Origin of the sequence: Acinetobacter sp. AR_0276 (genome assembly GCF_003000705.1) — a bacterium.
Classification (GTDB): Bacteria; Pseudomonadota; Gammaproteobacteria; order Pseudomonadales; family Moraxellaceae; genus Acinetobacter; species Acinetobacter nosocomialis.
The window spans coordinates 2,560,089-2,572,462 of sequence record NZ_PSQO01000004.1 but is presented as its reverse complement, the minus strand read 5'-3'; the positions used below and the strand labels follow the sequence as shown (position 1 = coordinate 2,572,462).

Sequence of the window (12,374 nt, the reverse complement as noted above, 5' to 3'; positions counted from 1 at the left end):
AAAATAGCTTATTTTTGCTCTAATTTTAATAAAATATCTTTCTTATCAAGACCACCAGCAAAACCCACTAAAGCACCACCCGCGCCAATGACTCGGTGACAAGGTGCAATAATCGAAATTGGGTTTTTACCATTGGCAGCCCCTACTGCTCGCACTGCTTTTTCATTTCCAATTTGAACAGCAATTTCTTTATAACTTCTTGTTTCGCCATAAGGAATGCTGAGTAATGCGGTCCACACCTGTTTTTGGAATGCTGTACCTTCAAAATCTAATGGCAATGTAAATTCACGGCGTTTGCCTTCAAAGTATTCTTTTAACTGTTGCTCAGTTTTTAATAAAACCGGATGCTCAGCTTGTTCGACCAGCTCTGCCAGTCGAACACGTTTTGGATTTTCATTGTCCCAAAGTACTGCCACCAAAGCATTTTCATTCGCAACTAGTTTTAATTGCCCAACAGGCGAATTGATATACTTATAAGACAGCAACATACTTTATCCTTTTAAGATGGAGACGAAATTTTCATTAGAACCAGTCCCGATACAATCAGTACAGCGGCAATCATTCTCATTGCACCAATAGGCTCATGAAGAAAAAATATACCCACTAAAAATGATCCAATTGCACCTATGCCTGTCCAAACCGTATAAGCAGTACCAAGAGGTAAAGTTTTCATTGATATTGAAAGTAGAACTACACTCAAAATCATAAAAACTACGGTAATAACACTAGGGGTTAAACGTGTAAAACCTTCAGACATTTTCATAGAATATGCCCAAATGATTTCAAATACACCTGCTAAAATTAAAATAGCCCAAGCCATAACATTCACTAATTTTTATAGTGTCAGGTCGTCCCGACATGATTACCCATTATGGGGGAGGTCGTTCCTCCTTATGTGAAGACTCAGTTTACTTTAAAATAAAAAATGAAGGCAAACCCGAACTCAAGCTTGCCTTTATCAGAAAATATTATTCATTTTTGAGTTGTAGAATTTTCCGAGCACCATTTAAAACAAACAAAACAATAATCAATCCAATAATTAAATCAGGATAACGAGAGCCAGTGATTGCAACTAATATTCCCGCAATAATGACACCTAAGTTTACGATGACATCATTGGCAGAGAATATATAACTCGCCTTCATATGTGCCCCACTCTCCTTATGATCTCTCATTAAATGAAGACAACTAACATTGGCTGCAAGCGCTAAACCACCAATTAAAATCATGAGAATTGAAACAGGTTCACTGCCGTATATAAAACGACGTAATACATCAACTAACACAATCATGGCTAAGCCAAACTGAAACCATCCGGAAATATGTGCAGCCTTTAATTGAGCATTGAGGTTTTTACCCACCACAAATAAAGCAATTCCATAAATTGCCGCATCGGCAAACATATCGAGTGAGTCAGCAATTAATCCTGTTGATGACGCAATGATGCCTGCCATAAATTCGATAAAAAACATCACTGCATTAATAAGTAACAACCATTGTAAAACCTGTTTTTGTGCTGCATTGGCTGAAGAGCTAACACGTACCTTTTTAGGCTTTTCAACGGGTTCATAGTGAGGTTGAGTTTGCTGTAACTCTGCCCCTAAACCTAGGCGTTGCAGACTTTGGGTAATTTTTTCAGCTTCTGTACTGTGATACACCGCTAAATGCCGAGCAGGCAAATCAAATTCAAGTTCTTGAATATGGCCAGCATAAGGTGCTAACGCCATTCGCACCATCTGCTCTTCTGCTGCACAATCCATGTGAGGAATATGGTAATAACTCACCCATTGGATTTTATTTGCCATAGGTTCACTCGGCATAGAATATTCCTGAGTTGCTACGCTTGAACACCCACAGCTTGAGCAGCTTTTATTTACATTTATTTGATTCTCTTGTTTTTCTAAAGCCATCTTTGCACCATAACTGACACAAAAAACAATGCCATTAGTATAAACTAATGGCATGTCATTAAGCTTACTTTTTGTTCGGCAATTAAAATTTAAGTGTTAAACCTGCACCATAATACCAACCATTTTCAGAGTCGGTTCCAGTTTGCCAAGCAGTTTGTTTTAAACCTTTTTCATAACCATAGCCGACATCAACAAATGGCATGACCTTTTTATTGATTTCATAACGGGTTTGAAAACCTGCCTGTAAACTCGATAATCCCGTTTTACTGGCATAGCGAGATTCATCTTGCAAAACAACGCTTGCTTTTAAATAGGGCTTACCAATCAACTTTTGGGTAAAAAGCAAATCTCTTTCAGTCTCTAGGCTCAACTTCCATAACTGATCTTCACCTGCATAAAGATAAGCATCGGTTTCAAAAAAGTAAGGCGCCATGCCATGTAAACCCACTACACCAGCCCAACGTTCTTGCTTTTCGTCTTCCCGTTGTAAACGTTCATAGTTTACCCCAGCCTGTACATCCCAATAATCAGCTATATTGCGGCTATAAAGTACTGAACCGCCATAATTGGCATCTTCCGACTCGGCCTTTTCAACATGGGCTTTAATGAACAATTTATTTTCATCCGTTCCCACCCAGCTTTCCAATTCAGAAGAAAAACTGCCTTCACCCTCTTCATTTTGAGTCCAGCCAGTATCAATCTTAGTTGCTTGATAAACCTGTCCACCATGTTCGCGTAAATGATCGTGTGTTAAAGGTTCTTGAGCAAAAGCAAATAAAGATATACCCGAGAAAGCACCGCAACATATCATTTGAGAAAATAACTTAGTGATGCGCATGACTAGCTCCTTTCTCATTTTCAGATTGAACAGGTGGCTGTGATTGAGCTGGTTGTTGGCTGTCATTTACTTGAGCAACAATCAACTTATTCATCATTCCCGCACTCATGTGATAGAGCAAATGACAATGAATCGCCCATTCTCCCAAAGCATCGGCTGTCAATAACGCAGTAACGGTCTTTCCAGGTGGAACAATAATGGTATGTTTATTTGGTAAGTTTTCAGCTTGTTGACCATTTTCCAATTGCATAAACATGCCATGTAAATGCATTGGATGAGCCATCATGCTGTCATTTACAAACTTCAAGCGAATACGTTCGCCATATTTAACTTGTAATGGTTCAGCTTCGTTAAATTTCTTACCATTAATAGTCCAGATATAACGTTCCATGTTGCCCCCTAAACGAATGACTAATTCACGCTCGGGCGCACGAGTATCTGGCTGCGGTGTTAAAGACTGCAAATCACTATATTGCAGTGCTTTCATACCTGCTGGTGTTGAAGCATTTGCCCAGCCATAAACGGGTTCATCATTTTTAGGCTTATTCTCAGATTGAGATAGCATCTCATGATTCATATTCATCATAGCGTGATCATGTTCGCTAGATGACATAGTTTGCATATCATGATTCATTTCAGACATGGCCGACATGTCATGCTTCATGTGCATCATAGAATGGTCATGCCCGTCAGGTGACATATCTTTCATGTCATGGTCCATTTTCATCATTGTAGAATCATGATTAGCCTGACTCGTCTCTTTTTTCATCTCAGGCATAGCCGGCATGTCATGTTGCATAGTCATTTGATGGCCAGCATGTTGATCGCTTTTCCCCCCATGACTCATGCCCATATCGTCCATGGTTAATAAAGCACGTGGGCGTGATGCTGGGATTTGAACCGGCCCTACAGCTTGGGTATTTTCATCATGCAGGGTACCAATGGCAAAACCACTGCGGTCAATAGACTCAGCTTCAATCTGATAATTTGCTTGTTTAGGTTCTACAATGACATCGTAGGTTTCGGCTGTACCAATACGAAACTCATCAATTGCAACAGGTTTAACTGGCTGTCCATCTGCACTCACGACAGTCATTTTTAAATTTGGAATTCTGACATCAAAAAAAGACATAGCTGATGCATTAATAAATCGCAATCGAACCTTATCGCCCGCTTTAAAATTACCTGTCCAGTTTTGCTCTGGTGTCTTGCCGTTAACTAAGAAAGTATAACCCGTCACATCAGACATATCGGTTTTTAACATCCGCATCTGATTCCACATCGAACGATCTTGCCAAGTTGCTTTTAAGCCTTGTGCTTTAACTTGCTTCCAAACATCAGATACGGTTTCACGGCGGTTTTGATAATACTCAGCAGATTTCTTTAAATTCTTTAAAATACTATCGCTAGAAGACTGATGAAAATCTGAAAGCATCACCACATAATCACGGTCAGTTTTTTCATGCGCCGCAACGGGTATTTTTCCTTTTGGATAAATCACGAGTGGTCCATATAGACCATCTTGTTCTTGGCCTTTACTATGGGCGTGATACCAATATGTGCCATTTTGTTTCACTTTAAAACGGTAAACAAAATCTCCGTTTGGCGCGATTCCTTTAAAACCATTGAAACCGGGCACACCATCCATTAACCCAGGTAGTAATAAGCCATGCCAATGTAAAGAGGTATCTTGATTCTTTAATTGGTTATGAACATGAATAACAGCCTCATCCCCTTCCTCAAACTCAAGAAGTGGGGCTGTAAACTTGCCATTTACGGTAATTCGTTTAAGGGGTTTGCCCGTAACATTGACCTGTTGTTCATTAATATTAAGGTGATATTCCTTAATTGCCGCGAGAGTCCATGGTGAAACCAATAGACCAAATACAGCGACGAGGCTGCTAATTGTTTTATGAGACATTGCTGTAATCCTTTTAACTAAAAAAATAAGTAAGAAAGGATTAAGCTTTTGGTGGACGTAAGATTTCTTGCCAGTATCCAGCTAAATGCTGTGCCTGATAAATACTACTAAATTGAGATGAAATAGGAATAAATGATGTTTCAATATCTGGTACAGCTTGCTGTAAAGCCAGATTCACCATTTGACAATGCACTGGGTTACAGTCTTGACAGTGTTCACCATGTTGATGAGAAACTTTAACCATAGATTGATGACATATCGCCTGATTATCAGCTTGAACATGCATAGTGTGATGTGTCATTTGTTTACTATGGCATGGCATTGTATGAAGATCACGCTGCATAGGCATCTGAGCAACAGACACGCCACTCCACCCAATGACCAAAGTCATTAGGAACACAAACCAAGCATACTTGCGTAAGTGTTGCAGCGTCATCATTTATTGCCTTGAGCAATCCATTTATCTATGGGGTATAAGCATAACCAAGTTTTAAAACAGATACAATTTTACATCTTAATTGATTGTTTTTATGGTCATTAAGCAAACGGAGGTTGATGCTGAAGAACTAAATCAATCACTTCTAGTGCACCTTCTCGTTCATTACTTCGTGTTGTATAAGGTGCTACTGCTTTTAAAGCTTCAATAGCATTTTCAACCGCAAACCCATAACCTGCTGCTTTGATCATCTGGATATCATTATTGTTATCACCAATCGCAACCACTTGATTGGCTTCAATCTGCCATTTTTGTAGTAATAGCTCCAAACCATGCGCTTTATGTTGATCTGGAAGGATCAAATCAATAAAACCAAAGCCACTAGAAACAGGCACTAAAACCTTATCTGCTACGAAGTTTTGCTTCTGAAAATGTTCAAAAATTGCAAAACTTTCGTTTTCCTGAGCAGTAAAAGTAATTTTACACACCAGATCATCTAACGTATAAAAGTCATCGATAACTGTCAGCTTCTCAAAATATCGAGCGACTTTAGCGTAGTCCTCTGCATTCATACTCCTATGTACATAAGCACTCTGTTTCCCACAGATCACCATGGTCGAGGTATACGCAGGGTCAATCGCTTTTAGAATCTTACCAAACTGTTCTTTGCTTAAATGAGCAAAAGCGAGTTCTTGCCCTGCATCTACAACATGTGCTCCATTTTCTGCAATGAAAGCAATTTCATGATTAATTTCTGGAAAATAAGTAACAAGCTTTGCAAGTTGGTTACCACTGGCCACCACAAAATGAATATTATTTTGTTTTAGTTGTTCATACTGTTTTAAAAAACGTGCTTTGTTGTACTGCTTCTTAGAATTAAGAAAAGTCCCATCCATATCTACCGCTAAAATTTTTACTGTCATTAATGATCTAGGTCTCTTACTAAAATCTTATTAAATCAAATTTAGCTTTACTTTTCATGACACTTTTACAGTTTTCTATCTATTATGTTTTAAAAGTTTTACACAGCTCCATCTCATTTTTTGCACAGGTCATTTTTTAGCAAAGCTTAATAAAAAAACAGACAATAAAATATCCAATACGTATAAAAAAAGAACGCCAAAGCGTTCTTTTTTCATATATTTTGTGTAGAGAGTAAACGGTTGATCTCTTTTTGTTTATTTTACCAACATTTTATCCATACGGTTATCAACACAGTTATCCATAAAGTTATAAACAAAGTTATCCACAAGTTTACTCTCAGCTTAATAAGCTTTTTTAAACGCTCACAGTACCAACTCTAGCAAGCTCTGCACGCATTTGATCAATTACAACTTTATAATCTGGTTGACCAAAAATTGCTGAACCAGCAACAAACATATCTGCACCAGCTTCTGCAATTTCACGGATATTTGCAGGACCAACACCACCATCTACTTCTAAGCGAATATCTCGACCACTTGCATCAATAATTTTACGAGCTTCACGTAATTTTTCTAAAGTCATTGGAATGAACTTTTGTCCGCCAAAACCTGGGTTTACACTCATTAATAAAATTTGGTCAACTTTATCAAGTACGTAGTCCAAATAATGTAATGGGGTTGCTGGATTGAAAACTAGACCTGCTTTAGCACCACCTGACTTGATAAGTTGCAATGAACGGTCAATATGGTGAGATGCTTCTGGGTGAAACGTAATAATATCTGCGCCAGCTTCTAGGAAATCGCCAATAATACGATCAACTGGAGATACCATTAAATGCACATCAATAGGAGCTTTAACACCATATTTTTTTAGAGCCTTACACACCCCTGCACCAAAAGTTAAGTTTGGAACATAGTGATTATCCATAACGTCAAAATGCACTACATCTGCACCTGCAGCTAACACTTTGTCTACATCTTCGCCTAAACGAGCAAAATCGGCAGATAAAATAGAAGGAGCAATCAAATAAGGCTTGGACATAGGTGGATGACCTGGCTAAAAATTTAAGGAGAGGCTAAAAATTATAACAAAAAAGAACCTAGTTGGCCCGCTCTTCCTTGCTTAAATGGCAACATTTCAAACTTGCAACGTAACGTTGCTACTATAGAATGCTAAGTGCCAAACGAATTTGTTAAGGTACATTAAACCAATGTGAGGATTGATAATGAAAAGCACAACTCATCTATTAACAAATGATGGTAAACGCATTGCAAAACGTCTAGTCAATCATTGGAAGCACAAATTTGAAGTACAAGAAACTGATCAAGATTTTAAAATCTTCATGCCTAGTGCAACCATTACACTTGCACCTCAAACAGAGCAATTAAATGTTGCTATTGATAGTCAGTTAGATGATCACGACCACTTGGAAAAAGTTGTCCTTGATCACCTAAACCGTATGGCTCAACAAGAATTTCAGGTGGAATGGCAGCACTAACTCGCTGATGTTACCTTTTCTAACTGGATTGCATGAAACTGCAAGTGCTCATCCATAAAGGTCTGGATAAAATAATAGCCATGATCATAGCCAGCATGTTGTCTTAAAGTTAAGGGCTGTCCTGCTTTTAAACATGCTTGCTTAAATTTTTCAGGGTGAAGTTGTTCATAAAATTGATCATCCAATCCCTGATCAACCAAAATTTCGCTAAAAACTGCACCATTTTTTAAGACTAAAGCTGTAGCATCATGAGCCAACCAGCTATCGCGGTCTGTACCTAAATAATGGCTAAATGCTTTTTCACCCCATGCACATTCACTTGGCGCGCAAATCGGTGCAAATGCAGATACCGACTTAAACTTGTCAGGATATTTAAAAGCTAAAGTTAAGGCACCATGGCCACCCATCGAATGTCCGAAGACACCAACTTGTTTAGCATTTACCGGAAAACTTTTTAAAATGAGTGGATATAACTCATCAATTAAATAGCTTTCCATTTGATAATGCTCAGACCAAGGCGCTTGCGTTGCATTAATATAAAAGCCAGCACCTTGCCCTATATCCCAATGGTCACCTACAGCGACTTGTTCACCACGAGGAGAAGTATCTGGTGTAATCAGTATGAGGCTAAGCTGCGCGGCCATGTGTTGTGCATGGGCTTTGATTGCAAAAGTTTCCTCAGTACACGTTAAACCCGCTAAGTAAAACAAAGTTGAGCAAGGTTTACCTTCCAAAGCTGCAGGTGGCAAATAAACACCAAACTTAGTAGAGCCCTTTAATAATTGAGAATCGAACTGGTAAATGCGCTGCTCACCTTCAAAGCAGCGGTTTTTTTGCAGGAGTTGCATCGTTTTTAGCCTCTGTTTGTGTTTGAGCAATATTTACACTACCTGTGCTTTGCTGTGGGAAAAGATATTTTTCCAACTGAGGTAGCATAAGCTCCATATTCTTACCAATCATCCATTGCGGCTCTGAAGGTTCTACACCTTGAGCGACTTCCCATTTAGTTACGGTTTGCTTAGCGGCATTAAACGAATCTTTCATTGAAGACTGCTCTCGCATGGCCAAGTCAAAGAAAGCTCGTCCAAAATACGTATAATCAGCTTCGTTATTACAACCGAACGAAGTTTTATCTGCCGCAGATGCAGTAATAATTAAAGTATCAGGTGACTGTAACGCCGGAATAAAGCTTCCCGAGTAACAGGCGGAAATGACAATTACACGCCAACGAATCCCCGCTTTATCGAGCGTTTCACGTAACCATTTCGGATCGACTTGCCCCAAATCTAGAGGCGCATTTTCAATTTCAAAATGGTTTTGTTCACCGTGCGATGTCATATATAAAAATAATACATCACTATCACGGTTCATTTGCTGGCCCATACGGCGTAGAGCCAACTCTATACTAGTTTTAGACGCAATCGGAATTTCGGTTCGAGTATCTGGATTATTGACTAGCATCATCGAACGTCCGACAGTACCGAAACGTGTATCGAATTGTTCTTTAATACGAACTACTTCCGATTTAAAAACGTCTTGGTAACTGTCGCCCGCAACACCTAAGAAATACCAGTGGCTTTTCGCTAGCTCACCATACTGGACTTGCTCTAACGCATCATGAAGTAACTTACTTTGTGCATAGAAAGCATCTTCGGCAAAGGTAGGTGGGGAGTCTTCTACTTTCCAAATAGGCTGATCTTTTACGGAAAGCTGCCAAACAACCATAGTTGCAATGGTCGCAACCATGACCAACGCCCGCTCCCACCAAGGCCATTTCAGCTCACGCGAGAAAACCCAAATAACTGCCAAACTTTGCCACACAAAAAGTGCCACAAACAGACTCGGTAAAATACCGTTATAAATAGCGTCGGGAACAAAGTTCAAATAACCATTAGAGCCCAGATATTGAATTAAACATTGAATTAATAAAATAGACCTCTTGCGAAAGTCGTTATTGCAAGTTCATCCGATTTACCAGTGCAGCGATTAAGTTAATGCGTAAACCGAATCTTTTCCGTCTATTTCGATAGCGTTCACTTAATATTCTAAATGTTTTCAATTGACTATTAATATGTTCGATCACAACTCGTATTTTTCCAATCATTTTATTGTACTTTTTCTCAACATCAAATAAGGGTAAATTCTTCTTTTTCTTTATTGGCATCAATAATTTAAAGCCATCTTGCTCTAATCCGTAGTACCCTAAATCGGTCATAACATATTTACAATGTTTGAATTTTTTAACCGTTCTTCTTGCCAATTTAATGTCATGCTGACTGCCATTCGATATATCTAGCCCTATGATTTGTTTGCTGTTCGGATGATAGATCACTTGTGCTTTTAGCGTATGTTTCTTCTTTTTACCACTGTAGAACTTACTCTGATTTTTTTTTCGGACGTTCTATTGAACATTCTGTCGCATCAATAATGACCCAGTTAAACTGTTCGTCTGCTGTGGTAATGCTTCGTTTTGGCAGAGTAAACCGTCTTGATTTCATCAATGCATCTTCAACCTTTTTAATGGTTCGATTCACATTACTTTCAGCGATATGGTAATTTGCAGCCAACTCCAATTGAGTGCTGTAATTCCGTAAGTAATTGAGTGTTAATAATAATTGATCCTCTATAGCTAAAGTATGAGGACGCCCAGATTTCTTTTTAAGTGATTCTACTTCTTTTAAAACTTCGATCATTTCACTAAAAACTGGTCGAGGTACACCAACCAAGCGCTGGAATTCAGAATCTGAAAAACGATTTAATTTCTGATATCTCATGAAATTTAGATTGAGGTGGTTTTTACTTTCGCAAGAGGTCTAATATTGGTATCTAAAACTAACCACAGTAAGGCTGGAACTAACATTAAACGCGGCTGATTAATACGCTGTGATAAAAAAATACCAACAATAAGCGCAATAAAAGGCCAGAGTGCGTACCCAATTAGGCCTTGGGAGTTAAAATCACCCATTTGACCAGCTACGAGCCAGCTATAAAGTGAGTTGGTACATCCGCCTAATATTCCCCAAACTATAAGTTGAAGAATAGAGGGATGTACGATCTGTAAGGAACGTCTTGACCCCAAAAATAACCACATTCCGGCAAGCTGGTTACTTTTAAAATCATGCCAAAAGTTAATGGAAGGTTTGAGATCAATCATAAAAAGGTTTCAAAAATTTCGTTTTTGTCAGGCATCATAAGTGTATGCCTGCTAAGAATTTTAGCAATCATGCTTTTGAACTATATCACATATATTTGTGCATTATTCAAGCAATAAAACTTAACCTTACATAAGCTTACTGAAAGTAAGCATCAAAACGACAAGCATCCCCCTGCCACTGATGAGCTGGCTCTTGATTTGCTAAGAAAACAGCATGGCGTGGACGTTTTACAATCACTCGCTTGGCAACTTTTTTGGCCAAATCAAGCAAATTATCTCCCAAATCCATTTCTCCATCTTCGGGTAAAAGTAAATGCAAAAGTTGCATCTGCTTTTTGACCTGGGCTTGTTTTTTAATTGCTTGTTGGTTTTGGTCGCGCTGTGGGAACATCGGGTCAAGGTAGACTACATCAACCGTTTGTGCGTCTTGATCTAATTGCTGTAAATAGCTTGCAGAGTCAGCAAAGATTAGTTGAATACGATCTATAAATTGACTTAAAAATGGATCACGCTGTGCCTGAGCTTTTGAATCTTCAAGTAAAGTAAATAAAATCGGATGACGCTCAACAAGCTGGATTTGGGCACCCAGATAAGCCATAAGTAAGCTGTCATGACCTAAGCCCGCTGTAGCATCGACCAGTACTGGCTTTTCCCCTAACTGACAAGCACGAGCAATCATTTCCGATTTAAGACTTGCTCGTTTTAAACGTGGGATTTCAGCTTTCCAGTCAGGCTGCATTTTCATGCCGTTCGCAGATAACCAAAGTCCGTTTTCATCTACACAAAGTGCTAATTCAGGATTTAAACGTAAAAAACGGGCATTGAGCTTTTCAATCGGCTGTAAATCGGCAGTCACGCCTCTAGAAGAAAGCACAGCTTGGTAATGCTGTGCTTGTTCTTGAAAATCCACTTCAAAATATATATGCATGCGCAGTGCCTTTACTTTGCTTTACCCTGATCCGCAATTTTTTTCCATGCATCATCACGCAAGTAAACCGGTAAAGCATGTTCAGCATCAACCCACTGCTTTTGGGCAGCATAGACACGTGCAATCGAAGCAATGTCCTGTGCAGTGGCAGTGATTGTTTGATACTCTGCATCAGCTTGAAGAAGTTTAGCACCTGAACCAATCAAGCAATGCTTTGCATAGGCAGCCGCTTGCTCGTAGTTCATTAATTTTTCTTCATCGATACACTGCATGATGCCTTGCTCATCTAGAACAAAACTTGCAATGTAAACTTCGTTCATACGTGCATCGAGTACCGCAGTTACCTGCTCTAAACCTTCAAGTCGGTAAGCCGCTTGTGCGAGAGCTTGTAAGGTAGAAACGGGAACCACAGGTAAATCTTGTGACCAAGCTAAAGCCTGAGCAACAGCAGCATTAATTCGAACACCACTAAAAGAACCCGGCCCTCGGCTAAAGGCAATTGCATCTAAACCAGCTACGTCAAGTCCGGTTTCTTGTAACCCTTGCTCAATCATTGGCAGAATGGTCTGAGTTTGTGCTTTCGCTCGCGTATCGAGTTGGAAAAAGAGTTCTTGGGTTTCATTGATTAATGAAATGGAACATTGCTCGTTTGCAGTTTCCAACGCCAGCAGTTTCATGCACAACCTTAGTATTCAATCAGATTAAAAACGGAAGTAATGATACCCCACTCGGCCCTGTTAGGCGAGTTGTTCCTATCTAAATAAA

13 protein-coding genes and 2 pseudogenes are annotated in these 12,374 nt (G+C 39.2%); 1 reads left to right on the top strand and 14 read right to left on the bottom strand.

Translation table 11 applies throughout. The features are described from left to right. Nucleotides 1-8 precede the first annotated feature (8 nt). From CSB87_RS13140 to rpe, 8 genes are all read right to left on the bottom strand, one after another. Entirely contained in the window at nucleotides 9-488 is a 480-nt protein-coding gene (locus tag CSB87_RS13140) for a methylated-DNA--[protein]-cysteine S-methyltransferase (protein WP_002050401.1), read from the bottom strand. An 11-nt stretch (nucleotides 489-499) separates the two neighbouring features. Beyond that, nucleotides 500-820, bottom strand: coding sequence for a DMT family transporter (locus CSB87_RS13135; protein ID WP_002115842.1), 321 nt, complete (start codon nucleotides 818-820; stop codon nucleotides 500-502). A 148-nt stretch (nucleotides 821-968) separates the two neighbouring features. Continuing rightward, nucleotides 969-1,964 carry a cation transporter gene (locus CSB87_RS13130; RefSeq protein ID WP_004888668.1) on the bottom strand — a complete coding sequence of 332 codons (996 nt, stop codon included), beginning with the start codon at nucleotides 1,962-1,964 and terminating at the stop codon, nucleotides 969-971. A 28-nt stretch (nucleotides 1,965-1,992) separates the two neighbouring features. Further along, entirely contained in the window at nucleotides 1,993-2,748 is a 756-nt protein-coding gene (locus CSB87_RS13125) for a copper resistance protein B (protein WP_004888669.1), read from the bottom strand. After that, nucleotides 2,735-4,669, bottom strand: a complete 1,935-nt coding sequence (locus CSB87_RS13120) for a copper resistance system multicopper oxidase (protein WP_004888671.1) — start codon at nucleotides 4,667-4,669, stop codon at nucleotides 2,735-2,737. Before CSB87_RS13120 ends, CSB87_RS13125 begins: the two co-directional genes overlap by 14 nt. A 40-nt stretch (nucleotides 4,670-4,709) precedes the next feature. Next, nucleotides 4,710-5,105 carry a hypothetical protein gene (locus tag CSB87_RS13115; protein WP_023188473.1) on the bottom strand — a complete coding sequence of 132 codons (396 nt, stop codon included), beginning with the start codon at nucleotides 5,103-5,105 and terminating at the stop codon, nucleotides 4,710-4,712. A 101-nt stretch (nucleotides 5,106-5,206) separates the two neighbouring features. After that, on the bottom strand, nucleotides 5,207-6,028 hold the full coding sequence (locus tag CSB87_RS13110; protein ID WP_004888675.1) for a Cof-type HAD-IIB family hydrolase: 822 nt from the start codon (nucleotides 6,026-6,028) through the stop codon (nucleotides 5,207-5,209). A 355-nt stretch (nucleotides 6,029-6,383) separates the two neighbouring features. Beyond that, entirely contained in the window at nucleotides 6,384-7,070 is a 687-nt protein-coding gene (rpe, locus tag CSB87_RS13105; protein ID WP_004710471.1) for a ribulose-phosphate 3-epimerase, read from the bottom strand. A gap of 184 nt (nucleotides 7,071-7,254) precedes the next feature. On the opposite strand from rpe, the gene CSB87_RS13100 reads away from it, so the two are divergent. Next, nucleotides 7,255-7,527: a DUF2218 domain-containing protein gene (locus tag CSB87_RS13100; protein WP_004888677.1), complete on the top strand. Its 273-nt coding sequence runs from the start codon at nucleotides 7,255-7,257 to the stop codon at nucleotides 7,525-7,527. On the opposite strand, the gene fghA is transcribed toward CSB87_RS13100, so the two are convergent. The 6 genes and pseudogenes from fghA to tsaB form a co-directional block, all read right to left on the bottom strand. Then, nucleotides 7,524-8,375 carry an S-formylglutathione hydrolase gene (gene fghA, locus CSB87_RS13095; RefSeq protein WP_004888680.1) on the bottom strand — a complete coding sequence of 284 codons (852 nt, stop codon included), beginning with the start codon at nucleotides 8,373-8,375 and terminating at the stop codon, nucleotides 7,524-7,526. The two genes, CSB87_RS13100 and fghA, sit on opposite strands and share 4 nt — an antisense overlap. After that, nucleotides 8,344-9,462 (bottom strand): annotated as a pseudogene (locus CSB87_RS13090) (C13 family peptidase); the annotation flags it as partial. The gene fghA and the pseudogene CSB87_RS13090, both read right to left, overlap by 32 nt. A 16-nt stretch (nucleotides 9,463-9,478) precedes the next feature. Continuing rightward, nucleotides 9,479-10,301 (bottom strand): IS5-like element ISAba27 family transposase gene (locus CSB87_RS13085; RefSeq protein ID WP_076611894.1). Its coding sequence is split into 2 segments (ribosomal slippage): nucleotides 9,479-9,919 and nucleotides 9,921-10,301, totalling 822 coding nucleotides; the frame shifts between segments, so codons are not numbered across the junction. Between the two features lie 41 nt (nucleotides 10,302-10,342). Beyond that, a pseudogene (locus CSB87_RS13080) lies at nucleotides 10,343-10,681 on the bottom strand (peptidase C13 family protein); the annotation flags it as partial. 136 nt (nucleotides 10,682-10,817) lie between these two features. Further along, on the bottom strand, nucleotides 10,818-11,609 hold the full coding sequence (locus CSB87_RS13075; RefSeq protein WP_004888684.1) for a class I SAM-dependent methyltransferase: 792 nt from the start codon (nucleotides 11,607-11,609) through the stop codon (nucleotides 10,818-10,820). An 11-nt stretch (nucleotides 11,610-11,620) separates the two neighbouring features. Next, a complete protein-coding gene (gene tsaB, locus CSB87_RS13070) occupies nucleotides 11,621-12,286 on the bottom strand; it encodes a tRNA (adenosine(37)-N6)-threonylcarbamoyltransferase complex dimerization subunit type 1 TsaB (protein ID WP_004888686.1) in 666 nt (221 codons plus the stop codon). Nucleotides 12,287-12,374: the final 88 nt, after the last annotated feature.

What these genes read in the sequence shown, in the direction of transcription:
- CSB87_RS13120 (WP_004888671.1), bottom strand. Translation starts at nt 4,669, where the DNA reads ATGTCTCATAAAACAATTAGCAGCCTCGTCGCTGTATTTGGTCTATTG.
- CSB87_RS13135 (WP_002115842.1), bottom strand. Translation starts at nt 820, where the DNA reads ATGGCTTGGGCTATTTTAATTTTAGCAGGTGTATTTGAAATCATTTGG.
- rpe (WP_004710471.1), bottom strand. Translation starts at nt 7,070, where the DNA reads ATGTCCAAGCCTTATTTGATTGCTCCTTCTATTTTATCTGCCGATTTT.
- tsaB (WP_004888686.1), bottom strand. Translation starts at nt 12,286, where the DNA reads ATGAAACTGCTGGCGTTGGAAACTGCAAACGAGCAATGTTCCATTTCA.
- CSB87_RS13075 (WP_004888684.1), bottom strand. Translation starts at nt 11,609, where the DNA reads ATGCATATATATTTTGAAGTGGATTTTCAAGAACAAGCACAGCATTAC.
- CSB87_RS13115 (WP_023188473.1), bottom strand. Translation starts at nt 5,105, where the DNA reads ATGACGCTGCAACACTTACGCAAGTATGCTTGGTTTGTGTTCCTAATG.
- fghA (WP_004888680.1), bottom strand. Translation starts at nt 8,375, where the DNA reads ATGCAACTCCTGCAAAAAAACCGCTGCTTTGAAGGTGAGCAGCGCATT.
- CSB87_RS13110 (WP_004888675.1), bottom strand. Translation starts at nt 6,028, where the DNA reads ATGACAGTAAAAATTTTAGCGGTAGATATGGATGGGACTTTTCTTAAT.
- CSB87_RS13100 (WP_004888677.1), top strand. Translation starts at nt 7,255, where the DNA reads ATGAAAAGCACAACTCATCTATTAACAAATGATGGTAAACGCATTGCA.
- CSB87_RS13125 (WP_004888669.1), bottom strand. Translation starts at nt 2,748, where the DNA reads ATGCGCATCACTAAGTTATTTTCTCAAATGATATGTTGCGGTGCTTTC.
- CSB87_RS13140 (WP_002050401.1), bottom strand. Translation starts at nt 488, where the DNA reads ATGTTGCTGTCTTATAAGTATATCAATTCGCCTGTTGGGCAATTAAAA.
- CSB87_RS13130 (WP_004888668.1), bottom strand. Translation starts at nt 1,964, where the DNA reads ATGCCATTAGTTTATACTAATGGCATTGTTTTTTGTGTCAGTTATGGT.